The 26000-nt window shown below is 48.6% G+C and carries 17 protein-coding genes and 1 riboswitch; of the genes, 1 reads left to right on the plus strand and 16 read right to left on the minus strand.

Annotated features, from left to right (window positions below; all coding sequences use genetic code 11):
- Positions 1-443 precede the first annotated feature (443 nt).
- The 5 genes from ACKGJP_RS34970 to ACKGJP_RS34990 form a co-directional block, all read right to left on the minus strand.
- On the minus strand, positions 444-5363 hold the full coding sequence (locus ACKGJP_RS34970; protein ID WP_409343340.1) for an Ig-like domain-containing protein: 4920 nt from the start codon (positions 5361-5363) through the stop codon (positions 444-446).
- Between the two features lie 92 nt (positions 5364-5455).
- Positions 5456-6292 carry a carbohydrate ABC transporter permease gene (locus ACKGJP_RS34975; RefSeq protein WP_409343341.1) on the minus strand — a complete coding sequence of 279 codons (837 nt, stop codon included), beginning with the start codon at positions 6290-6292 and terminating at the stop codon, positions 5456-5458.
- Positions 6293-6321: 29 nt separating this feature from the next.
- On the minus strand, positions 6322-7281 hold the full coding sequence (locus ACKGJP_RS34980; protein WP_409343342.1) for a carbohydrate ABC transporter permease: 960 nt from the start codon (positions 7279-7281) through the stop codon (positions 6322-6324).
- Between the two features lie 135 nt (positions 7282-7416).
- Complete coding sequence (locus ACKGJP_RS34985) at positions 7417-8874, minus strand: extracellular solute-binding protein (protein ID WP_409343343.1); 1458 nt, start codon at positions 8872-8874, stop codon at positions 7417-7419.
- A gap of 258 nt (positions 8875-9132) precedes the next feature.
- Positions 9133-11379 carry a helix-turn-helix domain-containing protein gene (locus ACKGJP_RS34990; protein WP_409343344.1) on the minus strand — a complete coding sequence of 749 codons (2247 nt, stop codon included), beginning with the start codon at positions 11377-11379 and terminating at the stop codon, positions 9133-9135.
- A gap of 452 nt (positions 11380-11831) precedes the next feature.
- Here ACKGJP_RS34990 and ACKGJP_RS34995 point away from each other — a divergent pair, with 452 nt between their 5' ends.
- The gene (locus ACKGJP_RS34995; RefSeq protein WP_409343345.1) at positions 11832-13406 is read left to right on the plus strand and encodes an extracellular solute-binding protein; all 1575 of its coding nucleotides are present in this window, start codon (positions 11832-11834) and stop codon (positions 13404-13406) included.
- A gap of 604 nt (positions 13407-14010) precedes the next feature.
- Here ACKGJP_RS34995 and ACKGJP_RS35000 read toward each other — a convergent pair.
- From ACKGJP_RS35000 to ACKGJP_RS35050, 11 genes are all read right to left on the minus strand, one after another.
- Entirely contained in the window at positions 14011-14196 is a 186-nt protein-coding gene (locus ACKGJP_RS35000; RefSeq protein WP_409347341.1) for a helix-turn-helix domain-containing protein, read from the minus strand.
- Positions 14197-14877: 681 nt separating this feature from the next.
- Positions 14878-16098, minus strand: a complete 1221-nt coding sequence (locus ACKGJP_RS35005; RefSeq protein ID WP_409347342.1) for an IS256 family transposase — start codon at positions 16096-16098, stop codon at positions 14878-14880.
- A 382-nt stretch (positions 16099-16480) separates the two neighbouring features.
- Positions 16481-18319, minus strand: coding sequence for an ABC transporter ATP-binding protein (locus ACKGJP_RS35010; protein WP_409343346.1), 1839 nt, complete (start codon positions 18317-18319; stop codon positions 16481-16483).
- Positions 18316-20118, minus strand: coding sequence for an ABC transporter ATP-binding protein (locus ACKGJP_RS35015; RefSeq protein WP_409343347.1), 1803 nt, complete (start codon positions 20116-20118; stop codon positions 18316-18318). The genes ACKGJP_RS35010 and ACKGJP_RS35015 overlap by 4 nt, the downstream gene beginning before the upstream one ends.
- Before the next feature lie 1024 nt (positions 20119-21142).
- Complete coding sequence (locus ACKGJP_RS35020; protein WP_409343348.1) at positions 21143-21643, minus strand: Mov34/MPN/PAD-1 family protein; 501 nt, start codon at positions 21641-21643, stop codon at positions 21143-21145.
- Entirely contained in the window at positions 21644-22630 is a 987-nt protein-coding gene (locus tag ACKGJP_RS35025) for a ThiF family adenylyltransferase (protein ID WP_409343349.1), read from the minus strand.
- Positions 22630-22941: a hypothetical protein gene (locus tag ACKGJP_RS35030; RefSeq protein ID WP_409343350.1), complete on the minus strand. Its 312-nt coding sequence runs from the start codon at positions 22939-22941 to the stop codon at positions 22630-22632. The genes ACKGJP_RS35025 and ACKGJP_RS35030 overlap by 1 nt, the downstream gene beginning before the upstream one ends.
- Positions 22942-23014: 73 nt before the next feature.
- Complete coding sequence (locus ACKGJP_RS35035; protein WP_409343351.1) at positions 23015-23410, minus strand: hypothetical protein; 396 nt, start codon at positions 23408-23410, stop codon at positions 23015-23017.
- A 75-nt stretch (positions 23411-23485) separates the two neighbouring features.
- Positions 23486-24316 (minus strand): class I SAM-dependent methyltransferase, encoded by an 831-nt coding sequence (locus ACKGJP_RS35040; RefSeq protein WP_409343352.1) that lies wholly within the window; start codon positions 24314-24316, stop codon positions 23486-23488.
- 47 nt (positions 24317-24363) lie between these two features.
- Positions 24364-24443: riboswitch (ZMP/ZTP riboswitch) on the minus strand.
- Between the two features lie 150 nt (positions 24444-24593).
- A complete protein-coding gene (locus ACKGJP_RS35045; RefSeq protein WP_409343353.1) occupies positions 24594-25349 on the minus strand; it encodes a Cof-type HAD-IIB family hydrolase in 756 nt (251 codons plus the stop codon).
- A gap of 219 nt (positions 25350-25568) precedes the next feature.
- Entirely contained in the window at positions 25569-25946 is a 378-nt protein-coding gene (locus ACKGJP_RS35050; RefSeq protein WP_409343354.1) for a winged helix-turn-helix transcriptional regulator, read from the minus strand.
- Positions 25947-26000 lie beyond the last annotated feature (54 nt).

Here is a 26000-nt window from a genome sequence, read left to right on the forward strand (position 1 = left end):
TATCCTTTTGCGCACATGCAAGCAGTTGATAACTTTTCCATGAGATTCCATATAAAAGTAATGATTGCTGGCTTCGAAACCGATTCTCGAATCGTTCCGTACGAGACTCAGCGGTTTAATATGTTCATTTGGTGCATAGCCGGGATACAACATAGTTACCTCCGCGTATGTTTAATACCGCTAACCAACGGTCCTATAAATAATAATTCTATTATATATAATATATAATATTCATTGTAGCGAAGTTCATTTATTTGAACAATAGGTGACAAAGAAAAGACGGTACGGCTAAGGGCTGTACCGTCACACTATTGGTTTCGTAGTAGCGGCTCTAAACTCGCGGTGAACGCCAGCTTCAACTCTCCGGTAGGCGATTGCCTTTGACAAATCGGACTCGAGCAAATCGCAGTTGCGGCCTAAAACACGTTCGGCTGAAGTCCCCTTTATTGTTTTTTTGGTTTTTTTGGATTTATTGTTATAGATACCGATGCGATATTGGAGTAATCCTGGCCGTCAAAAGCCTGAAAAGTAAAAGTATCGCTGCCCGTTTTTCCGGGTCTGGGCGTGTAAATGAAGGAACCTGTCGAAGGGTTCGTTATTACCGCCGTACCTATAGTCCCGTTCTGCACGATCCTGTAAGTCAATTGGTCTTCATCGCCGTCCGCAGCTGATAAAGTACCGCCTACCGCCGTTTTTTTCAAGGTCGACACCGTCATATTTTGAGCGACGGGTGCTTTATTTGTCAGGGCAGGCGCAACCGCCTTTTCGTAAGCCAGCGGGATGCGGAAAGCGGCCCCGGGAGCAATGTCATACACATACCCCTTGCCGAAGTCATGATTGTCCACATAACGTCGGATGAGCGTCGTACTTCCCAAATCGAGCTTATATTGATTTGTTCCGGCCGGCGTAATGCCGTGGATTTTATATACCGCATTCCGCTCGCCGTCATTTTCGATATACACATATCTTCCGATCAGCTCGCCGCTTTCAATCCCCTGTAAATTCAAATTGACCGTGATATCGTTGCTCATGGACAGCTTCTGCGTAAAATCGGCAACGGTGCCTGTCAATTGCGCCATATCGGCGTTGATGAGCGGTAGTCCGGCCGGTCCGATCAGCGTGCCTTCATTGAGATAGCTGTAGACAGGCTCGCCATTTTGCTCCGAGTAGACACCGAACGCCCCCTGGAACTGGAATTTCCCATCCACGGTATAAAGCACGGACGGATCGAGTGCGCTGACGATGTAGTCGGTTCTGCCGTTCGTCAAAACAACTTTTACCGCCTTCACATCATTGCCAGTCGCCGGTGTACCATACACGGTTACCGTTACCGGCTCGATCGTTTGCACGTATCTTTGCGTTTCGTACGGCTCGATGATCGAAGTGAACAGCGAATCCAGATTGCTGCCGCTGCGATGGGCGACTACATAACGGAAGCTTTTCGGATTGTTCGGCACTCTTTGCGACGGGCTTCCGTCCGCCAGCGCCACATCGTCGACCTGTCCGAGCATAGTCAAGCGGAGATGAACGTCCCGCAGCGGCTGGTTGATATTCCATGTATCCGTAACATCCCAATCCACGCTGAATTGCTCGGCCGGAGCCGTATCCCGATCGACATTTTTCAAATAGTGGAAGCCGGAGCCCATATAGTTGGGGCCATCGACGCTGTCGCCCGGCGCCCGTTTTCCATACTCGACATTCTCGCCGGCATAGGAGCCGATATAGTTACCGCTTCCGTCCTTTTGGGAAACGAGGGTCAAGCCATCTGAAGTCACCGGCCCCTCGGCCGCATGGAAGCTGAAATGATGGTCGTTGCCGCCCTTAATCCGGAAGAAGTCCACCGTGTAAGAATTGGCGTCGTCAACCTTGATCATCGCCGTTGTCCGTTTGTACAGTTCGGTTTGCAGATACGGATCGGGCGCATCCACGTCGATCAGCTTCACTTGCTCGCTATCGTCAAAATGCTGCGGATCGCCGACCCATTGAATCTGCTGCTTCGCCTTATCGACGACAACCGTATTATGGGAAATCGTATTGCGTACCCATTGATAGTTGTGGGTATCCGCCGATTCGGTTGTCTCGGGATAGCCCAAATCCGGCGTCAGGTCTAGGTTGAAGGCGTGCAGCCCGATTTGCAGCGTGTCCCGGTGGCCGTGGAAGCTGTTATTCCCGTAATACATCCAGACATTGCGCAGCGTGTCGCTATTGAAGCCTTCGCCTTTGCCGTCCCTGAGCGCGGCGAACCCGGTACCGGTCATATTTGTGCTTTTTAAATTCAAAGGACCGTATTGCGCAATAACCGCATCAATATCATCGGCAATTTGCTCGGGATCACTCATAAAAATGTCGCCGTACAAGCCATCCGTGCTAAACCCGTTCAAGAAATGAATCAATTGCGCGTATTCGGGGTCTTGATAGTGTTTGAAAGCTTCGATCATCGTCGGCATCGAGAAGAAGATGATCGGTTTTCCCGTACTTCCCGAATCGCCTATTGCCGGGGTGAAAGCCTCGCTTTGTATCCATTGGTAGACGCCTGAAAACATGTTTCGGAACTTTACATTCTGGTAAAGGTCGGCGCTCGGATACAAGTCGTAGCCGTCAAGGATATTCGCCAGCTCGAGATAGTTCGTTAGCCATAACGAGTTATAGAGAGGGGCGGCCTCGTTGCCGTTGCCGTCGCGGTCTACATCGTTCACCATCGTCGAGCCGATGTTACCCCCGGTAACCCGAAACGGGTTCGTTTGGAAGCCGCCGGACTGGAAGTCGAAATCCAGCCATTCCTTCGTTTCCGGAAATTTGTCGTAGACGACAGCCGCCAGCGCCAGCGCGCTTTGATGAAATCCGGGATTCCCCCTTATGCGGGAGGATTGCACACCGGGATAAATCTGTTTGACGATGCCATCCTCAATGTTGCGGCGAATGCCGCTTGCGCTGAATTTCAGCGGTCCGAGATCATATGCCTCTGATTTCGCTCCCAGAAACGAGAGGAGCGCCGAATCGTTCATTACCGGATAGAAAGCGTCGTAAGCATAAAGGAAATGCTTGACGAGCATGGTTTCCCAAATGGACCCCGTGGCTTTGCCCAAGCGGGTAAAGCCGTCGGCATTCTGGTAAATGCTTCTGTTGTAAACCGACGTATCCAGGCTCGGATAAATATCGGCTATGCGATCCAGCAAAACGGTGCCTGCACGGGCATAGGTCATATCCCCCGTATACAGATAGGCGTCCCGGAACGCATCCAGCGCCTTAGGAATAAATCCTTTAAAACCTCCGGGACCGTTATCGGCCCAAATTCCCCAATGGATATAGTAGGCGATAAACGTAAAGTATTTACCGTTTTCATCTACCCAGCCTGTGCCGTCATCCACTCCCCAAGTCGGGCCTTTTTCCGGATAAAGCGTGTTGACGAGCAGGCTGCGGTCCGCTTTGGCCGGATCAAAGACGCCATGCTGATCGAGTCCGCTGCGGTAAAAAGCGCCGAAATCATTTGTCGGGAATTTGTAGCCGCTGCTCGGGTCGGTTATTTTCCAGGGATCGTTAAGCGGATCGATCCTATACGGGGTGGAACCGAATTTATCGATTTCTTTCCCGGTGACCGGGCTTCCGAGAGCCTCGTTTACGCTATAGCTGCGGGGCAGACTTTGCGGCGGCACCAGTTCCCAAAGAGCATTAAGCCCTTTCGTCAAATAGCTGTTCGCTCTGGCGACGGCATCGTCTTTCAAATCGGCCGCCCAAGCGTAGTTGTCAATATTGCTGCGGGCTGCGGCGATTTTATCGGCTGTATAGATCGTGCTGCGGGTTTTCCCGTTTACGACTTCGGTCACACTGACCGGCAAGGAGGCCGAGCGGCTGACGCCGTTCAAATAGACGTCGGCCGTTACGGTAGCCGTTCCTAGTCCGGACGCCGTCAGCATTCCGGTATGATCGACTGTGACGACATTCTCGTCGCTGCTTGAATATTGAACATTATCCTGCGCCAATTCAAACCGAACGCCGGCTTGCGTCATCCCGATAACCGGGAGCTTAAACTTGGAGCCGACGTAAAGCTCGGGCGGCGTGGCAGTGAATGCAACGTTATCCAATGCAGGCAAGACAGGGGTATGCTCCATAATAAATTCGCTCGGCGTCATCCGGTATTGGGCCGATGCCGCTTGCTTGCCAATCGTTGTCAGCGTCAGCGTGTGCGTGCCTGCCGTTAAAGCGGTGTATCGAATCGTGGCCGTTGGGCCATAGCCAGCGGTTGCGCCGTAGAAGTCGTAAGTACCCATCGCTTTGCCGTCGATTTGCAGCTCCGCGATCGCTCCCGACCCGGCCAGGAAGCCTTTGAATCTAAGCAAATACGTTCCGTCTGCGGGGACATCGAACCGGAAGTCGCGCGACATGCCGACACCTTCGGTACCGATCGCCGCTCCGTAATATTGGTAGCCAAGCGTAGGATACGTTGTCGGCAAACCTACCAGACTCCAGCCTGGCTGTGTCGGTTGGCCGGGAAAGCCGATGTGCGTGAACTTGTAAGTCATTGTCGGAATCCGCACATTGATTGGCAATACCGCGGTAAAGTGGGCGCCGTTATAATAAACATTTGCCGTTACGGAAGCGGCACCTGCTCCGGCGGCGGTCAGTATGCCGCTATTGGAATCGACGAGGGCGACCGCTTCGTTATCGCTGGCATACTGAATTTGCGCTCCGGGAAGATCCGTCGCAACGCCGTTATTCGTTTGGCCGTGGACGGCTAATTGCACTTGGGAGCCGAGGAAGATGTCCGGCTGCCCGGCGGCAAGCGCCACGCCCGCCAATGACGGCATGGCCGAAACCGGCTCCAGTATAAACTCGCTCGGCGTCATCCGGTATTGGGCCGACGCCGCTTGCTTGCCAATCGTTTTCAGCGTCAACGTGTGCGTGCCTGCTGTTAAAGCGGCGTATCGAATCGGGGTCGTCGGGCCATAGCCGGCGGTCGCGCCGTAGAAGTCGTAGGCGCCAATCGCTTTGCCGTCGATTTGCAGCTCCGCGATCGCTCCCGATCCGGCAAGGAAGCCTTTGAATTTGATCAAATACGTTCCATCTTCGGGGACATCGAACAAGAAGTCGCGCGACATGCCGATATTTTCGGTGCCGATCGCCGCTCCGTAAAACTGATAGCCCAGGACAGGGTAAGTCGTCGTTAAACCTACCAGGCTCCAGCCTGGCTGTGTCGGCTGTCCGGGAAAGCCGATGTGAGTGAATTTGTAAACGATAGGGCTCGTTCCTGAGGCATGGGCGACAGGCGAAGTAACGCTAGGCATCCCACTTACAAGCAAACTGAGAAGCAAAAGATAAAGGACAAGACTGCTTTTCATAAGCTTCATTGCTTTTCGCACGCTCATGGACACTTCCTTTTCTCATGAATTTGTTCACGCTCAGAAAGCCTGTCTTCTCTCTGCTTCGGCAACCGCCTCCTTCGGGAGCCGTCACAAATTCAGCCCTTTACGGCCCCGAGTGTAGCGCCCTCGACAATCCACCTCTGGAAGAAAACGAACATGGCGATAGAAGGGATCATCGCAATGACGACGCCCGCAAACAGGGTGACCCAATCGGCCGTATACTGCATCATCTGATTGGCCGCATACATGCTGACGCCGATCGTATATTTCTTAGGATCGCTCAAGTATATAAAAGGGCCGAGGAAGTTGTTGTACAACCCGAGAAACTTGAATATGGCGACCGTCATCACACCCGGCATCGATAACGGCACGATAATGCGCCAAAACACTTGGAAAAGGGTTGCGCCATCCATGAAAGCGCTCTCCTCAAGCTCCTTGGGAAGCGACTGCATAAAGCCTCCAAGCAGCAGCAAATAAAATACGCTTTCGCCAAGACTGTCGAGAATGACGAGTCCCGTCAAGCTGTTGGTCAAATGCAAATCTCGCATCAGCACATACTGCGGAATCAAAGCATTAATACCAGGCAGAAACAAGGAGAGCATGATGATGGCCCAAAGCAGCTTTCGGCCTTTAAATTGCATGCGCGTCAGCGCGTAGGCGTTAATGGTCGTCAGGAAGAGACCGATCAGCAAGCTTGCTCCTACGTAGTACAACGTATTGATCATCGATGATCCGATCCCGTATTTGGACCAGGCCCGTGAATAATTGAGCCACTGAAGCTTATCGGGAAGCGCCCATACGTCTTGAAAAAAATCACGGTTCGTTTTCAATGATTCGTACAGTACCCATACCAGCGGGAAAAGAATGGTGACGGACCAGGCCAGCAAAATGATCCACCATAAGCCGTCAACCCAAGTGCGTTTTTCTTTCATGCAAGCTACCTGCCCTTTCGCGCTGCAAGTTAATATTCGACAGACTTGTTCGGCATCGCTTTGTCCATCAGCAGCTTGGCGGCTACGAGAATAACGAACAGGAACATGCCTACCGCCGAAGCATAACCGTAATTGTGATAATCTTTGCCGAAGGCGAGGTTAAACATATACAGGCCGATCACATCCGTCGAGCCTGCTGGCCCTCCGTTTGTCAAAATCAGCACATGCTCGAAGCCCTTGAGCGAACCGAGAACGAGAAACAAAGCCCCGACGCGGATGATCGGCATAATTAGCGGGATCGTAATCCGCACGAGCCGGGTAAGATGAGAGGCCCCCTCCAAAACAGCGGACTCATAGAGCGATTTCGGAATCGTCGTCATGGCATTGACGAAAATGATCACATATAAGCCGATCCCTCCCCACACATAAGGCGGAATTACAGCCCATATCGCCGTGCGGACGTCGCCAAGCCAGTAAAAATTGCCGACATCGATCCCGATAAGCCTCAGCAAAGCGTTAAGAATGCCGATGCTGCCATCGTAGACGAACGCCCATAGCAAGGCGATGACTACGGTAGACAGAACATTGGGAAAGAAGAACAACAGTTTGAACAAAGAGGAGCCTTTGTATGCTTTGCTTGTCAAGATATACGCCAGCAGCAAGGAAATGAAGATGACGAGTAACGGAACGATCGCCATGTAAAGCAAATTATGCAGCAGCGAGCGCCAGACGTATTTATCCTGGAGCATCGCCGTATAGTTGCTCAGTCCTACGAATTTCGCCGGTGAAATGCCGTCCCAATCCAGCAGCGAATAGTAGACGGACAGAAGGTTAGGATACAGCGTAAACAGCAAATAACCTCCGAAAGCAGGCGCAATCGCTACAAGCAGAAAAATATTTTTTTGTGTTTGCGCGCGGGTCAACCTTTTTTGCAGCCACCCATGTCGAGCGGGTCTTCGTACGGCTGCGGCAGGTTCATGCTGGCTCAACGGCAGCGCTCCTTTCAAAACCGGCGGGAGGAGGGAGCATGGAGCGTCCGAGGATCGGAGAAAGAAGAGCGGAACATCCGCTTAAGTCCGAAACTCGAAGCCCCGGGGCCCTAAACCTCCTCCACAGGTCGCCGTCTATTTGGTCTGTGCTTCGATTGCTTTCTTCAACAATTCATCCGCTTCCTTCAGCTTCGGTAGAGGATCCTGCTTGCCGGAGGCAATTTCCGAGGCCGCGTCGCTCATCACCTTTTTCGCTTGGGCGGCAGCGGGGTCGGTCAAATTCGTAGCGCGGAATTCGCTTTCGATACGAACCTTATTGCGTTTCATATAATCCAGCAATGCTCTAGGAGCATCCTGAAGCTTGCCGGCGCGAGTCTGGTCATCCGAATAATCCTTGCGAATCGGCAGCTGTCCGCCCTTCTCCGCAATGGCCCCCTGGATATCCAAATTCCACAGCCATACGCTGAATTCTTTCGCCCATTTCTTGGTTAGCTCCGGCTTGGCCGCCCAGATGAAAAAGCCCTCGCTGGTCGTATTTCTGACCCAGATCGTATCGTCCGGACTGTTGCCCATCGGCACCGACATAAATCCCCATTTGAAATTTTGCGGCGTCGAATCTTTCATTTCGTTCTGTACCCAAACGCCTGTAGAAACCATGGCGGCTTGATGCTGAAGCACCTGCATTTGCGATTGGGTATGGTTCAGCGCGGCAACGCCCTCGGGGAAAAATCCCTTCTTGCCAAGCTCATAAATGCGGCTCCAGAGCTCGACGCTTTCAGGTGACATATATAGTGATTGCGTATAATTTCTGAAGTTGTCCTCGACCTTATTTAAATTCCCTTTCAAGTTGGCGAGTTCGAACAGCTTATAATCCCCAAAGCCATTCGTAAGGTAGCCGGGGAACTTGCCGGGATACGTAATCGGAATGATTCCCTTCGCTTTGATGGCTTCGCATAATTCGACGAATTCCTTCCAGGTTTTCGGGTTTTGATTCCAGCCATGCTGTTCGAACAAGACTTTGTCGAAGAATAACCCGCCGCCGGAGGAAACGATCGGTACGGCGTACGATTTCCCGAGAAAACGCGGCGCCGAGGCGAATTGGCCGTCCAGGGACAATTCCTTCAAGGTTTTCCCGTTGCCGTCGTATGCTTTCCGGGCCCAAACGTCATCCTGCGGCTCCAGCTTGCCCGCTTTTACGAGCGATAGGGCATCCGTAGCGGTGGAGAACATATCGAACATATCGTTATCGTTATTGGCCGACACTTTGGTTGTAATGATTTTCGTCATCTCCGGCGAATAGGTAACGGCAAAGTCGACATTAGGAAATTTTTTCTTGAACGTGTCAATCGCGTAATCGAAATATTCCCTGCCCATACCGCCTTCGAAAAAGCCGACCTTCAGCGTCACTTTTTCATCCTTCGGCAGCCCGTTCTCCGCATAAACCTTAGGCTCTGCGGCGGCCGGAGAATTTTTCGCCGCAAGCGGGCTTGCGGAAGGCGACTGTTCGTTTTTACCGCTGCAGCCAATCAGCGACAGCGAGGTGGCCAGACAAAAAAGCGATACCCCTATAGCTTTCCAATTGTTGATTTTCAAATCTGCCCCTCCTTGAAATGCTTGCTCATATTTTCGAAAATGTTATGCTCTGGCGAGCTCGCCGTTTAGACGGCAAGCGATACCTCCTTCCTCGTTCCAGCCAAACGCCGGTTTCGTGACTTAAGGTATCATGCTGCCTTCGCAGCGTAAATGACCGTTTTTTTTCTGATGGCCAATATTTGCAATCGCCCGATAAAAACAGCCTGAATCGGCTCCGCAAGCGCTTTTGGCACATGTCGGAACGATTCAGGCCGGTCGTTACATTTCTTCATTGCGAAAATTCCCGGGGGTGGATCCCTTGAGCTTTTTGAACACGCGGATGAATGTCCGGGCATTCGTATAGCCGACAGCGACCGCAACATCTTGGACGGCTGTCCCGGTATTTTGCAGCAGCTCCTCCGCTTTATCGATTCTTATCCGGGTCAAATAATCGACGAAATTCACGCCGAACGCTTCCTTGAACAATCTGCTCAGATAGCTGGCATTCAAGCCGAATTCATCGCTCAGATGAGACAAGGACAAGTCGGGATTTACAAAATGCTCTTCGATATACTGTTTCGCATTGCGAATCAGTTGATAACTGTTTTTGCTTTCGCGAATCCCGCGAATTTGCGCGGAGGCTTCCAGCATTACCCGGAAAATCCCGGCATAAATCTCCGCTGCGGTTTCCTCCTGCTCCAAGATCATTTGCAGCTTCGGATAGGTGTCGGATTCCCAAATTCCGTGCTGCTCCTCCGGCAATTCCAGCATCTCCTTATGCATGTGATAGAGCAGGTAATTCAGCAGACTGAGCAAATCCTCATGAGCGAACATACAGGAGTCGAGCGTGTCGCAAAGCTCATGGAATCGTCCCTCCCAATCGCTGTCCCCGGCACGGAAGGATTGGCAGATGGCGCGAATGATATGCAGCTGCATGAAAATTTCGCCTTGCGGCTTCAACGTCAAATCGCTTGGTATGATTAGCCGGTTCATGCCTAGAGATGATTTGTAATGCAGAGCCTGAAGAGCGTTTTTATACGTTTCCGAGGTGTCCTCGATGTGTGTGATTCTATTTCCGATGCCGACGGTGACGGTAAAGGACAAATTTTGCTCTACCCAAGTGCGCAGCTGTTCACACAACTGTATAACGTTCTCGTCCTGTTCGGAGCCCCCGGCATCCTGATAAAAATAAAGGGCGGCCAGTTGATGCCGGCTTACCCATTCCGGCCAAACGAGGAAAGGGCTGCTCTCGCTAATTTCCATCACGACGGTCCGCAGCGCTTGCTTCAGCAAATATTGGTCCCGGCTGTTATAGCGTGCGACGAAATCTGCGTAACGATCTATTTCTACAACTACGGCCAAAAAACCCGGATATGTACCGTGAAACCCTAACTGCCTCAGTTCGGACTCCCAACCATCCCTTCGGCTGCTCGCGGCGCCCTCGATCATATTAAGAAAAACATGAAGCTTACGATAATCGAGATTTTCCTTGTTTTGCTCCTGCAGCAAGCTGGAACGGTCCAGCAATTGTTCGAACACCGTTTCGATATATTGGAATTCGTCCAATTTGTCCGTATGAGTGACTTGATCTCCTTGTTGCACGGAATAATCGGCAACTTTATCGGCGAAGTTTCGAATCGGTTTATAATTGCGTCTGGTGGCGTAGACAAGCCATACGATACAAAGCGTTACGACAAGAAAACCGATGGCAATCCATAGATAGAACAGAGAGGATACCCATTCGGCAATACTGGCTTGATACACACCGCTGCGTAGCGACCATTCGGTATAATCGGAGCGAACGCTCGACCATTGTTTGCCCGAGGGGTGGGGCGTGCCGGCATTCGTTCCATTCGCCAAATCCCGCGATGCGATCAGGTTTCCCTCCTGATCGACTAAATCGAGGAAATTAAGCGATAAGCTCGACATGATGCGCATGTGCTTATTCAGACTGGCTGTATCCACGTTAACGACAATGAGGCTTTTATCTGATAGCTTGGCGAATTTAACCAGAGTAACGACATCCGCAGGCCGGTCTCCGGTTTCCTTTTGGTATTCCCTTCGCCCCGTCCACTTAAAAGGTGCAAAGTTCGTAACCTGCTGTCCGATAAACTCCCTGTCGCCGAAGTCAGCCAATCCAACAGATGTCGAGGGCGTAATAATCGTATTATCTTCCAGCCTGTATACATAGAGCGAATGGATCATCGGATTGCCGGCAGCAAGATCGCTCAGGGCGACAGCGGCCTGATAATCAACATATTGCCTTTGCCCGGCGGGAAGCGGTTCGAATAATCGCTTTATCGGGCCGTTATCCGTAATGGCCTTGCTCAGCATCGAATCGATGCCGCGCAGCGAAACCTCGACGGACTGCATAATGTCCCGTGAAAGCATTTCATTCGCCCGCAGCGCGGATTTTTTGGACATCTCGCTTAAAGTCAGATACGTCATCAGCAATAAACTGAGACTGACCACGAATATGATCGGCAGGTAAGAAAGTAGCAATCGGTGAAACCACTTCTTGTGCATATGACGCCTCCGATATTTATCAGGGTTTGCGGATCGTCTGACGTAAAAAAACGTTTCAGATGCTCGTTTTCTTGAATTTGCTGAACGAGGTATTCGTCAAGGCTGGCGCGCGCGATGTCGATCTATTGCTTGGCATGCTGGGATAGCACCTCGTTCGCTTTTATTAAGCGGGGTTTTTCGACATTTCGCTAATGGTTAAATAGGCGACCAACAAAAGGGACGAGCTGATGACGAAAAAACAGGCAAATACGAAAGCAACATCCGATAAAACCAATTTTTCCACATAAGCGTCTCCTTCCGGGTTCCTCTTCTTTGCATCATAATGAAATTCAAGGCGAAATGGCAAGACCCGATTCAAAAGTAATCTCTATTTCATTTCGCGGCGAATCGTATTAACATAGACGATGAAAACGAATTCTTTTTGTTAATCGGCCCAGGACGGAGGAGTAAAAGTGAAGCGGGTAATGATCGTATCAATCGCCTCAACGGCGATTCTAGGCGGTATAGCGGCAGCATTCTTGATGAAACTTGATCTCTTTGTCAGGCGTGAAGACGTTCCGCTACAGTCGAATCCCGGTGAACGGATGTCTTTGCATATCTTCGTGAGCAGACCTGATTCCGATTCTCTGCCTGCGCCTTCGCTCGATTTCGTCAAACAGGCGATCGAAACGAAGTTCGGCGTCAGATTGCAAGTGACGGCAACGGCTGAGGGGGACTATAATACTCGACTGCAAGCTTTGCTTGCCGCAAACGATCCGCCCGACATGTGGCTTGGCCTCGGTTCGGACGGAGGCGCGTCCTATGCGCTTGACAACGCTCTTGCGGACATGACGCTGTTCGTTTCGCCAAGCACGATGCCGAATTATTTCAAATATTGGATGAATACAGAAGAGCTGCGCCAATACCAGTTCCACAACAAATTCATGCGCGCGCCGATCCCCTACGACAAACAGTCGAATAGAGCTTACTATATCCGCAAAGACTGGCTGGACCGTCTCGGACTTCCGATTCCCGATACTTACGATGCCTATGTACGAACGCTTCATGTACTCACCTTCGGCGACCCGGATGGAAACGGAAAAAACGATACGTACGGCTTTACCGCCTCTGGCGGCGGTTCGAGCTTGTCCACGGATTGGCCGGAATATGTCAAAAACGGGCTATTGTATCCGGCATATTATGACGGAAAAAAACTCGTCATTATGCAGATGGACGAACGAGTCGGCCATGTCGTGGACGACATCTTGAAAGTGATGAATGCGGGCGTGGTGGAGCCGGATTGGTTTTTGAACAAACGAAATGATGTCGTCGATAAAGCCGTTCGCGGCAAGGTCGGCGTTGTGCTGGGGACTACGGCGGACTTTGCCTACGATTCCAATCCGAACAGCCTCCAGACCCGCAGCAAAGCCATCGATCCGCATGCGAACTGGGTCCCTTTCAATCCGTTCGGACATGAACCGCTGCAGGCCGCTGTTATGCCGGGCTCTCCGTTCGTATTCTCGAATAATGCCGCCGGCCTGAATCCGGATAAACTGAAGCGGCTTGCCGAGATTTTGGACTGGTTATGCGGGGAGGAAGGATTTTTGCTCACCCATTACGGGCTGGAGGGTAAACATTACACGCGTCAGGGCAATACGATTACGCTGATCCCGTCCGGGATCGAGAACGATATCGTCAAGCAGGGCCGATTTCTCGATATATGGGGCTTTTTTACCCCGATTTCCCCTCAAGTTTTGGGCCTGAAGGTGATCGATCCGCGGATGACGGCAAGGGACGAGACGATTGCCCGGACGATTGCCGGCATTCCCGTGCATGAAGGCGTCGGAACCACGCTGACGCCGCCGCTAGGCGTAAGCGTCGAAACGATGCGCGACAAGCAGAACGAGCTGCAGGTGCGCATGCTGTTTACGGACAAGTCGGGGAGAAACTGGCCGGAATACCGCAAGGAAATCATGCAAAACTACAACGGCGACGAAATATTCAGACAGTATGAAATCAAAATCCGCGAGGCACACGAAGGCAAATGAGTAGCAATATGGAACGAGGGAAGACATGCGCACGAACTGGTTCAACAGGCTGCTGATATCGTATCTTCCGTTTTTTTGGGCGATCAGTTGAACGCTTCTGTCGCTTGCCTATTTGTCGTTGAACGAGATGTCCAAAAGCGCCGTGCGGGCGGCGCTTCGCTATCCAAGATTGACGATTGGATGTTTCGAACGGTTCTGACGAATACGACGATCAAGCGTTCCTATCAACCTGCTACGCCTAGCTCTTCCTGTAGCATGGCAACTGCCACAAGCCGTCGCTGTGCTAACGCTACCAAACATCGTCGATCAGTTTACGCCCAATACCGGTCCATCTGTTGCAAATATGCCTTTATCGGCGGTAACGTCAACGGAAACTAGCGGATCGGATTCCGCTTCAAATACGGCTCCTTCCGGTTTTTCGCCGGATATTTTAACTATAGTATCTTGGATATGGCTGCTGGGAGCAGCATGCTATTTATCCTGGCGGCTTATCAATTATCGGCTTACATTGCGAAGTTTAAGGGCCTTCTCGCGACCAGTTCATCTGCGACTGAATTGGCATTATCGAACAATGTTATACTTTGGAACAGAGATCTATTAAATATTATGACCAGCCGTGTAGATCCGGTAGCCAACCTAAATCAGTTTTAAACGCATTATGTATAGCTAACAACGTTTCAAAGGATGGGTTGTACTTGTCTTGCTCCAACTCACTTAATGTCGCCTGAGATAAACCAATTAAGCCAGAAAACTCGATTTGATTTAATCGATTTGTGTTTTTCTTATAAATCTTATACGGTCTCCAACAGAAACTAACATTATTTCTCTCCTTTAAAAAAAGTCCCGATGACTAATTAATAGTCACCGGGACTCGCAATGTAGTTATCAACCCTTTAAACATTTCCGAAGAACACTTATTGTAATGAATCAGTTACACACTTTATTGGTCAATTACAAATAATATTGATCAGTTACAAAGTTTATTGTTTAGTTACCAACAATATTTAACACATTCAATTATTGTCAGAAGAAAATAAAGTATTAGACTGGAGTTGTTGATTTGACGCAGTTTTTGAGCTAGAAAATCGTCAGCTTTTGAAAAATAAGTTTTAGACTAACTTTTAGAAAATAACATCTAGGGTACAAGGGCTTGAAAAATAAAGTCTTAGACTATTGCTGATGCATCCTTAATGTTTTTTTCTTCTAACAAAAGTCCCGCAATCACGAGGTAGGCTGCGGGACTTTTTGTGTCTTAGTAATGGGAAACTATTGTTTCACCTTTTATCTTAAGATAACTGTTCAAGTCGTTTCCCGAGTGGCAAAACAATGCAGGATTAATGAACTGGCTAAAAAGTTTAGGCAAGTAAGTGGGAACATAATGAGAAGTTGATTTGCAGGTTTCTCGCGGGTCTGTCAAGATCTTTGTGTAAACTCTCTTAAAAAGCTTTCTCCCCGAGGGGAGAAAAAAATTTTAGCGTAAAAATTGGCCGATGCGGTCGGGAAAGAAGACCGAGAGCTGGAGCAGAATTTGCCCCCAATTTTGAACGCGTCCCGTCCATTTACGTACGACATCCATTGTGGCTAGATAGAGCATTTTGAGCAGAGCTTCGTCTGTTGGGAAAATGCTTTTCCCTTTCGTGACCTTACGAAGCTGGCGATGGTAGCTCTCAATCATATTAGTGGTGTAGATGAGCTTTCGAAGCTCAGGCGGATACTTGAAAAAGGTGGCCAATTCATCCCAGTTCGATCGCCAGGAACGGATGATCAAAGGATACTTGCTACCCCAGGCCTCTTCAAATTGGTCAAGTTCCAGCAAAGCCGCTTCTTCCGTTGCTGCTTTGTAAATAGGCTTCAAGGCAGCCGTTACCTTCTTGAGATCCTTGTAGGACACATAGCGGGTCGAGTTCCGGATCTGGTGAATGATGCACTTCTGGATTTCAGTCTTGGGATAAGAGGCTGCTATGGCTTGGGAAAAACCGGTCAGGTTGTCGACACAAGTGATCAAGATGTCTTGTACGCCGCGGTTCTTCAGATCATTCAGAACGCCGAGCCAGAATTTAGAGGACTCATTCTCGCCGATCCACATACCGAGGACGTCCTTGTTTCCATCCAGATCAATACCGATAACCATGTAAGAAGCCTTATTTACGATGTGCCCGTCCTGCTTCACTTTGAAATGAATGGCATCCAAGAAGACCACAGCGTACACGCTTTGCAAGGGGCGGCTCTGCCATTCTTTAATGAGGGGAACGAGTTTATTGGTGACATTGGAAATCATCGTAGGCGACACTTGGGCGCCGTACAACTGCTCGAGGTGATCCTGAATATCTCTCGTGCTGACTCCCTTGGCGTACATGGCAACAATCTGATCCTCAATGCCCGTTACAGTCGATTGGTGCTTCTTCACCACAACCGGCTCGAACTCGCCTTGACGGTCCCGTGGAACTTCGATTTCATGTTCCCCGTATTCGCTGATGATCGTTTTCTTGCTTTTGCCGTTTCTGCTGTTGGTGGTCTGTTTGTTCTGGACGTCGTGCTTCTCGTACCCTAAATGCGTATCGAGCTCCGCTTCCAACATCTCCTGCAGCGTCTCAGCGAAGAGCTCCTTCAGCGCATTTTGGGCATCTTGTGCCGTTACAAGCTTGTTCTCCTTAATAAATTGCCGTAGCTGTTCCTTAGACCATAATCCCATGTGTTCTCCCAACCTTTCCTTGTAACTCTTATTTTAAAAGGTTTGAGAGTTTACACAAAGAATTTTACAGCCTCTTTCTCGCTAAAACTGCGGTCCTTTACAAACAACTTCTCATTATCCCGGGCTTCTCATTACCGTTCGATCCTGAGTAGTTACTCTATTCTAATGATAGCACGAGGCAATTATACGTATAACTGATGAGAAGCATTGCGCTATTCAGATTACTCCTCTGCGCAAACGAGCACCCGATTCAGATTAGCCAACTCTCGCTTATGCCTCTCCATCGTCCACCGCCTGTCCACCGCTGTACGCGAAATTTTCCGTCACATTGCAGCTTCGGCAGTACGCATAACGTACCGCGGTCGCTCTTTACCATTTATCTTCACCGGTAATACTGCGCCTGGGCCTTCCACATCTCACTATACTTCCCAGGCACGCCAAGCAGTTCGTCATGGGTGCCTGTCTGCACAATTTCGCCTTTATCCAGCACGATAATCCGCTCTGCAATCCGCGCCGATCCGAGGCGGTGGGTGACGATGACGGAGGTCACCCCGCGGGAAATTTCCATGAATTGGCGGTACAGGCGGCTCTCCTCGATGGGGTCAATCGCCGCTGTGGGTTCGTCTAGGGCGATCAAGTGGTGCCGCCGGAACAGGCCGCGGGCGATGGCCACCTTCTGCCACTGCCCGCCGGACAGGTCGATGCCGCCGAATTCCCGGTCCAGCAGCGTGACAATCCCGTTGGGATAACGGGTATCTTGGCAGTCGATCTCCATCTGTGCCAATAGCTCGGTCGCTTGCACGGACACCGGGTCATCCGTGGTATGGCGGAGCAGGCTGTTGATTTCCTCACTATACCCGCTGTCTCGCTGGGCATGCGTCAGGTCGCTGATGGCGATATTGTCCTTTAGCGTGACCTTATAGCGCATATAATCCTGAAACACAGCGGAGGTTTTATGGGTCAGCCCGGCGCAAGAGACCATGGCAATATCCCGCCCGTCATAGCTCACCGTGCCGGACTGGGGTAGATAAATGCCCAGCAGCATTTTCACCAGCGTTGATTTGCCGGATCCGTTTTCCCCCAGCACGGCGATGGTTTGCCCCGCCGGTATGGTCAGGCTAATATTTCGCAGGGAGTCGTGTTCCTTTCCCGGATAGCGGAAACTGACGTTTTCCAGTTGGATTTCCCGGTCGAGCGACAGTGGCGTGTTGTCCCCTCTACGTTCCGGCAGGTTCATAAAGGCAAAGTAGTTGCGCACATAGCCGAACTCGCGGGAAATCCAACCGATCTCCTGCAGGACCAGGTTTTCCATCATGGAGAACATCGTATTGATGGCCGCAAACACCGCCGCGAAGGCCCCAATGGAGATGACGCCCGTCGCCGCGGCGCGCACCAGTAAATATAGAACCAGTCCGAAGCCGGCCAGGGACAGGGCCTTGCTGATCAGGTCCAGCCAAGCCCCTTTCCGCTCCGCCCGCCACGTTTCACGGCTCAACATATCTAGTGCGGCGGTATACAGGCCTTTGAAATACCCAAAGGCATGCAATACCCGGGTTTCCTTGAACAGTTCTCTCCGCCCCACACAGTCCTGATAATAATTCGTCTCCCGCCGAATGGGCGCGGCGGCGTCCTCCAGCTTTGAGAATGCAGTCGTGCGCGCTATCTGGGTTAGGATGATGGGAATAAACACCACAATGGGCATGATGCAGAGAATCGGGTCCAGCAGGAACAGATACCGCCCCATGATGATGAAGTTCGTCAGGTACAGAAACAGGGCGTTCATGAAGGTAAAGAAGGTTGCGAACATGCGCCAAGTGGCAAACCCGGTTTTCTCAATGGCCACCAGAGAGGCCGGATCGTCAAAGCAAATCGGGTTGAGCCGCCCGGTCTTGAGATTCAGTTTCTCTGTCAGCGTACCTGCCGACTTGGTGCGAACGATGGTAAACAGGATGTCGTGCAAGCCATTGAGGGCATGGGTCAGTAGCACCATCCCGCCCAAAAGCAAGCCGGCTAACAGGATGGGGCGAAAGCCGTCGGGCACGCCCGCCTGTGCCGTGAGGGTGTCGAAGAAGTTCTGCAATACCTTGGCAAATAGCCCGGTGATCGCCCCCTCAGCCAGCAGAAGCAGCGCGAACAGTGCCGTCATATGCCACGGAAGAGCGGATACGACCTCCCGCACAGCCATTAGAAGATATTTGACGTCTTTCCATCCGTTTTTCATATGTACCAGCTCCTTTGGCTGTCATACATGGCGTGATAGCTCGCTCGGTTCGCCATCAGCTCGTCATGGCTGCCGGCTTCGGTGACTTTTCCGTTTTCCAAGACGAAAATCACATCAGCCAGCTGGGTAGAACCAAGGCGATGGCTGATGAATAGGGTGGTGGCATCCTTGATAATTCGGTCGAACTGCTCGTAGACACGGCTCTCGCTGATGGGGTCCAGAGCAGCCGTCGGCTCGTCTAAAATCTTCAATTGCGCTGGGCTAAGCGCCGCGCGAGCCATGGCAATGCGCTGCCATTCGCCGCCGGATAGCTCCATGCCGCCCTGCTTGAGCTTCCCCAGAGGGGTGTGGATCCCGCCCGGGAGCCTGTCCACCACATCCGACAGCCCAATCAGGCGGATGACCTCCGCCAGCTCTGCCTCTGTCGCATCGGGCTTCCCCAGGCGGATGTTGTCCGCAAAGGGGATTTCATAGCGAGCGAAGTCCTGAAACACCGCTGCGAACATCTGCCTCCTTCTAGCTGGCGGGATGGCGCGTAACTCGATGCCATTGAGCAGGATTTCCCCTTCATAATCGGTATACAGACCCATAATCAGCTTGGTGATGGTCGTTTTCCCCGCCCCGTTGGCCCCGACAAAGGCGTAATGTCGCCCTTGTTCGATTGTCAAATTCACGCCGTTGAGCACATATTGCTCCGTGCCGGGATAGCGGAAGCGGACATTGTGAAATTCCAATGTGCGGAATGCACCCGGATCCAGATCGTCGGCTGATTCCGTCATATTCAGCTCTGAGAGCAGGGAGAACTTCGTTAAGTCCACAAAGAAGCGCTGCGTTTCGGCAAGGGAATGCAAGGAAGAGGATAGATCACGGGAAAGGGTGTTGCTTAAATTGAACAATGCTGGCACCAGCGGAATAAATGTCGCTACGCCGAAGCTGCCTCGGGTGACCAGATAGGCCATGAGCAAGATCAAAATAATCGCCATGAGAGCGCTGCCGATACCGCCCAGCTTTATGATCGAAGTCTTCTTCACTGCCAGCCGAATCATCTGCCGGCGGATGAACGCATAATTTTGCGCCCATTTCGCGTTCACCTGGGGCGAGAAGTTGAATAGGAAGCGCTCCGCGGTGTATTGCCGATGTAACAATACCTCGCCCATGTTACCGCTGGCCCGGGAGTATTTCTTCCAGGATTGACTGTTGTCGTAACTGCGCTCGCCCAGCCTATAGGACAAAAACAACATAGGCACGGCAATGACCACCATCACAAGCCCCAACCACCAGATCTGCAAGGATAAGACGGCGACCACGCTGAACACATTGATGATAATTTGCAGCAGCCGCCCGCTCTGCTCGAACATCTCGCTGAACTTTTCTTCCATGTAGACGTTGTTTTTCTGGAAATTCAAGGTCAGCCGACCGATGATGTCCCACACCGCGGGGGATTCGATGTGAACATACTCCAAGCGGTTTAATTTCTCCAGATACGCCACACGCAGCGTCCCACGCAACTTCATCTGCAAACGCAAATGGATAAACTGCCGCAGTGGTGTCAGGAGCAATTGTAAAAGCATCAAGGAAAACATGGTCAGCGCCGGGATGAGCAGCGGCGCCATCCCCCCGGCGATGGCTAACGTAGCCTGCACGGCTTGAATGAAGGCGGCAATCGCCAGAATCTGCAACGAGGGCGTCAGTGCAATAACCACTGTGAGCAGCAGGTACAACCCTGCCCAAAGCGGTGTGACCTTCAGCGGTACCCGAATGGCATCCGCGCTGTGGAACTTGCGGTTAAATGCAAACATACGATCCCCCTACTATTCATTTTCAAATTGGAATAATTATACACGGGTGGATAGTTGTTGTAAATAAAAATCGCAGGGGCGACCTTCAATGCCCTTGCAGTTAAAAGTGGGAGGACACAGCTTGGACGCCGAACTAGCGCATTAGCTGTTCGGTTGGACCTCCAAATCCACCATGCTGCTAAGCGCGAGATACTCGATATAAAGCTCATAATGCATGATTTCGGATTCCGCATCCGCAATAATTTTAGAAAAGCCTACGCTATTATCCGTATGAGCCCAAGCACCTGTAGGAAATAACCACAATCCCAGACAAAAAACCAACAAAACGCAAATTCGTAAGTTGGTTACTTTCAATGTTCGCACCTCATCTCTTCTGTATAGAGCGGCTCATTACCCATGCAAAAAAAGAGAAAGCCAAACAACAAACTAAGGCATGTTACTGCCCGTTTATTGTTTAGAGCTTCCTCTTGGTCACTCACTCCAAACTGCGGATTATGAAATTATACCTATTAAAAGGTGCAAGGCAGGTCTTGAAACATTAGGTTCAAAGGAACTGTATCTCGGACTAACAGGGAAATCGCACCGGCATGCAGCCCTACGATCGAGTTCGATATCCTCCGGCTGATATTCCTTATTATGAACAGAAAATGTTCTAAGAGTATTAACTACACATATCAGCTCCAAAATACAAAAATACCCCGTAATTAAAGAATTACGGGGTTTGAGCTTCTTGATGTCGTGTACTTGTGAGCAATGCCGAAACACCAAGTAGTCTAATACTTTATTTTCTCAGTCTATAACTTTATTTTCCCAGTCTAATACTTTATTTTCTTTTAACAATTATGTTCAGTGACATTAAAGTTGGTTTCTATAAATCCAGTCATATCAAGGCTTTTCCTAAAAATACGTTTGTTCATGAGTTACAATAAAGTTGGTTGCAGTGAATCCAGTAGAAATTAACAATTACAATAAAGTTTGTACCTGTATATGACAAAAAAGTTTGGTCAGAATGCGAAAATCAGATTTACAAGTACTCTATGCTATGCTCTGTAAGTTGGACCGGCCCACCATTACTTCTAAAAACAGTAATGCTAACGGAGTAAGTATTATTAGGATCGCCTCCAATAATAAATAAAATCGGCTCTGGGCAATGATAGGATTTATCTTTAGATATTTCTTGCATTTGGTTAATATCCACTGGACTCATTTCACTTGAAGAAAACGGGTGGAAATGCCACTCTCCAAGATAATAGGCTTTTTCTTCATCCCATTTTTCTTTAAGCCAACTTTTGAGTCCTTTAATCCCACGATGGAATCTAGCTCGCATATGCCTGGAATCTTCCGGGGCAATACTACCTCCAACAATAACTGCTTTCTTTAATGAGTCATCATAGTACCCAGCAAGAATTCCACCTGTTTCATATTTTCCGTAAGAAGAACATTCTTTAAGCATTTCATTCAATATCGTTTCGTCAAATTCAACTTCGAGTCCCCGTTCAGGGTTTCGATATCTGTGTAACAGCATCTAGAACTCCTCTCGTTGTTTCAATAAAACTCCTGCCGGCAACCCATTCAATTGTTGTTGTTCATAAACTGCGAATATACTTGGCCCCAGATTATTCGGCCACCAAGATTCCAATTCTTTAACCGCTAATCCTGCCATTGTCCATATGTCATCAAGACGAGCTGGAAACAATGGATGATAGCACCCGATCCCTTCTCTAGGAAAAACAACGTTTTGGTTCTCCGATTTTTCAAGTCTAATCCAGGGTTGCAGAAATTCAAAAAAATCCTTTTTTGGGAAGGGATTTTTATTGGATAGTAAAATAAACATTCTTCTCGCGCCGAACCCAAGAGATATAGATACAAATCTCTTGGGAACAGTCCAGTCAAACGAATATAAGTAATCTATTACTGCATCGCTACCCGTTGTATCAATAATAACGTCATGTTCTTCAAGATAATCAATTTCATCATCACTTAAATCGGGAAATGAGCTTGTGAATGAACTTGAGCTAATATGTAAGTTATTATTAATCAGTTTTCGAGATAGGGCAGTTGCTTTATTTTGGTTCAATTCGCCTAAACCAAGCATGTGCCTAGATAAGTTGCCAATCTTTATTTTATCCCCATCACAAATAGTAAGATGAGATACTCCAGTACGCGAAAGTAATTCCCCTATAGCCGAGCCTAAAGCTCCTGCACCCAGTAAGAACACTTTATCTTGCTGAATTTTTTTGTTTAAGCTACCTCTACTTAGAATAGCCTCTCTGCTCCAATTTTCAGTGCGAAGATACTTGATTCTCTTTTTTGAATTTAGTTCATTTAATCGATCTCTAGAAAAGTAATAATCGTTTTCATGTCTAAATCCCTTTATTTTCTTTGCCCTTTTTGTTAATTGAGAAAGTTCCAAAGCGATCCAGTGAATAATCGAATTCCCTTGCCCGACAATTTCAGGTATTGGGAATCCAATTAAAATAAAATTACGATCCTGTTTTCTAAAGATATGCATTAAACCGTAGATCTCTTTCCAAAGGTCAATCCGATTTTCATCCCCCTATATTCAGCTAAAACAAATATCTCTTCGACGTAACTTATTAAACCATTAGCGTAAAAAGTTGAGTGATGAAATGCCAATACATATCCAATTATTATTGATTCCGATTCTGCAATAAGTAAATCAGCATTTGTATTACTCAAGATTTCTTGATAAGTTCTCGAAAAATCCCCTTTATTAAGTTTAAAACTTGTCGCAAGTTTTGCAGCCAATTCAAACAATTCCTCTTCATCTTGCATAGATGCCACTCTATATTTTATTCTCACTCCAGTCATCCTTTCTTGGTTCTCATTAAAGCAAAAGGAGCCCGCCTGCAAAGCGTTCTTGCAATATCGTAAATCAACTTGCATGATCCTGAGCTGTAATATTTGCTTCAAAAAAGTTTTCCTTATGAATTGGAGCGTCCGCCATTCTTCTTAGCAGCGCAAGCTGGCCGATATGTGTCATAACATCGGATAATGGACCTTGCAATAACTTTTCCGCTATTTTTTCCCTATCTGGCAAACCCATCGCTATTGCCTTATCAAGTATTCCTACAATCTTATAAAACCGGTTGATTTCTTCTTCCCATGTTCCTATCTCCAGTTCTTCAATTTGATCGTAATGGTGGAACACGGAGTGAGCACATGTAAGCACGAAGGAAATATGGGATAATATAACGATTGGTTTTCGAACTCCCTTGCCAATCTCCAAATTCGGGTAATCATCGGGGGCGTTCAGAATGGCTTTCTCCAATCGGTAAATCATTGTGGCTACGTAGTGACGTAATATACTTTCCACAGGCGACACCTAGCCTTCCATACAAAATTTTTAACACTGTTTTTTCCCGAAAGAATACATAAATGAACATGAATCATAACGGTGAGGGTAGCGACAAAATGTGGGAATAATACTATCCACAATCTCCACTCGTTCTTCTTCTGAGAGCAATCCAGTCGTTACAAGGCGCTTTGCATTATCGTTTCCTAATGCTAATTTAATTAATATAGGCATCTCCTCGTCCTCTCTATTTTTCATGATATAGTCGCTTGTTTGAATGATCACTTTAACATCCTGCAGGTTCTCGGAAACAAAATAAGAATAGAGCTTCCTGCCAATTGTACGGTCTGTGCCATTAATACGTGCGTATTCGATATGTGCATTAATCAGTTTAGAAAGTTCCAAACCAAACGGATGGAAAACTTGGGTACCATCATCAATTTCCACTACACAAACTACCCCACCCGGCTTGCACACCCTTGTCATTTCTTTAATGATTTCTTGCGGCCTAGGATTGTGCATTAAAACAAGGCGAGTATATATAAAGTCAAATGTATTGTCACTAAACGGCAGACTGTTTGCAATGGCATGAACGAATTTAATGCCCTCATTCCCCAAGAACTTACTTTGTGCTGCTTCTAGGATTTTAACACTGTTATCTATTCCAATAATGGAAATATCGGGTAAATACTTAGAGAATAACTCGATCATCGTTCCAGTGCCACACCCTACGTCAAGAACGTTCTTTGCACCATATAGACCGTTTTCGAAAAATAAACGTACTAGTGCTTCCGAGTGACTGCCGACATTCGCTGTTAATCTCTTAATTTCAGATTTCATTTGTTCTTGATCAAAACGATCAAACTGATAGGATACATTCATCTCCATAAGCCTCCTTAAATTAAAAGAGGCAAGGGGATATCTCCCCTTACCTCTGCCCAGGCGCACGGCTTTATGAATATGTGCTCCCTCGTGGGTCTCCACGTTTACGCCAGTAACACATACCAAATAATTACATCTATTATAGTCTGAAAATTGAAATTACAGCAAGTATTTTTTATTGCGCAATTCTGCCCGTTAGTTGAGAAACGGCAGCCGATCGTTCTGGCCGGCTGCCGTCATATATGTATTGAGCTCTTGTACCCGTTAATTTAGCGACCTACCACCTTAAGTGCTTTTCTAACGCATAATATACTCCATCTTCATCGTTTGAAAGCGTCACATCATTGGCTTTCTCTTTGACATCGTCAGGCGCATTGCCCATTGCGACTCCTAAGCCAGCGTATTCAATCATGTCCAAGTCGTTGTAAAAATCACCGATAGCAATAATTTCGGATGGATCAATTCCGTAAGATTCAAGCACTTTTCTCAGTCCATTGGTCTTACTAGTCTGATGATGGACGTATTCTTTGAAAAACTCGGCGTTGGCTCTTAATTTGATGTGTGACGGTAAGACGATATCTTGCCATCCATTAATTCGCTTCTCATCATCAATGGTCAGTTTCATTACAGGCTCTTTCAGTTCTAACACGTCATTATGTGTTGAGTACTGAATCTCATATTGTTTGCATTTGTCGATCTGGTAAGGGCTCATAAACTCTACGTAATGATTGAAAGCTGTGGTCAAAGAAAAATGGATTTCATGTTGGCGGCAGTAAGTGATTAACGGCGAAATATCTTCGACAGAAAAAGAATGCTCATGTATGATTTCTTTTGTCTTATTCTTAATTGTCGCAGCCCCATCGTTTGACACTAAGATTCCGTCAAAATCCAGTGTTTTCATGATTCGTTCAGCTTGCATGTAATATCGTCCTGTTGCAATTACAACGATAACCCCAGCATCTTGCGCATTTCTGACGGCTTCAATGTGTTTTGTTGACACCACGCTTTGACTGTTTAGCAGGGTACCGTCCAAATCAAATCTAAGGCTACTAATTTATAGCGCATTATCTCCACCTACCTAGCTTAATGAAGCTACCAAGATCGCTCTGGCAGCTTCATGATGGTGTTACTGAACAATCGTACCCGTTAGCGTAATGATCCAATTTGCTAGATGATACGGTTCACCGTAAACGGAACTATTTCCTATTACTTCGCCTTGCACCCGCCGCCTGGCTTGTTACCCAACTTGCCTTTAACTATCCTCCACTTGTATCGTGTGATTTTCATCAAGCCGCACTTTATAAGACTCCCCCCATGCTTTCATAGACATGATCACCGGTTCCACAGTCCTTCCGAAATCTGTAAGGGAGTATTCCACTCTTGGCGGAACCTCTTTATATATTTCTCGATGAATGATACCATCCCGTTCAAGCTCTCTTAACTGCAATGTGAGCATAAACTGCGTAATTCCTGGATTGAGGCGTCTGAATTCATTGAATCTTTTCGTTCCGTCCAGGAGCTGATAGAGAATGATCCCCTTCCACTTTCCGCCAATAACATCCAACGTTGTTTCAACCGGACACGCTTGCATATCTGGACGCATTCCATATTTGTTTCTACGGTCTCCCATCAGCTTATCCTCCCAAAGGTTTGATTTTTAATACTATACCATAAAAATATGCGT

The organism is Paenibacillus litoralis (genome assembly GCF_046244365.1).
Lineage (GTDB): Bacteria > Bacillota > Bacilli > Paenibacillales > NBRC-103111 > Paenibacillus_V.

Excerpts from the sequence above, each read along its gene's own strand:
- ACKGJP_RS35015 (WP_409343347.1), bottom strand. The coding sequence starts at position 20,118 with ATGTTTGCATTTAACCGCAAGTTCCACAGCGCGGATGCCATTCGGGTA.
- ACKGJP_RS34990 (WP_409343344.1), bottom strand. The coding sequence starts at position 11,379 with ATGCACAAGAAGTGGTTTCACCGATTGCTACTTTCTTACCTGCCGATC.
- ACKGJP_RS34970 (WP_409343340.1), bottom strand. The coding sequence starts at position 5,363 with ATGAGCGTGCGAAAAGCAATGAAGCTTATGAAAAGCAGTCTTGTCCTT.
- ACKGJP_RS35025 (WP_409343349.1), bottom strand. The coding sequence starts at position 22,630 with ATGCATATCTTTAGAAAACAGGATCGTAATTTTATTTTAATTGGATTC.
- ACKGJP_RS34975 (WP_409343341.1), bottom strand. The coding sequence starts at position 6,292 with ATGAAAGAAAAACGCACTTGGGTTGACGGCTTATGGTGGATCATTTTG.
- ACKGJP_RS35010 (WP_409343346.1), bottom strand. The coding sequence starts at position 18,319 with ATGAAAAACGGATGGAAAGACGTCAAATATCTTCTAATGGCTGTGCGG.
- ACKGJP_RS35040 (WP_409343352.1), bottom strand. The coding sequence starts at position 24,316 with ATGAATGTATCCTATCAGTTTGATCGTTTTGATCAAGAACAAATGAAA.
- ACKGJP_RS35050 (WP_409343354.1), bottom strand. The coding sequence starts at position 25,946 with ATGGGAGACCGTAGAAACAAATATGGAATGCGTCCAGATATGCAAGCG.
- ACKGJP_RS35005 (WP_409347342.1), bottom strand. The coding sequence starts at position 16,098 with ATGGGATTATGGTCTAAGGAACAGCTACGGCAATTTATTAAGGAGAAC.
- ACKGJP_RS35020 (WP_409343348.1), bottom strand. The coding sequence starts at position 21,643 with ATGCTGTTACACAGATATCGAAACCCTGAACGGGGACTCGAAGTTGAA.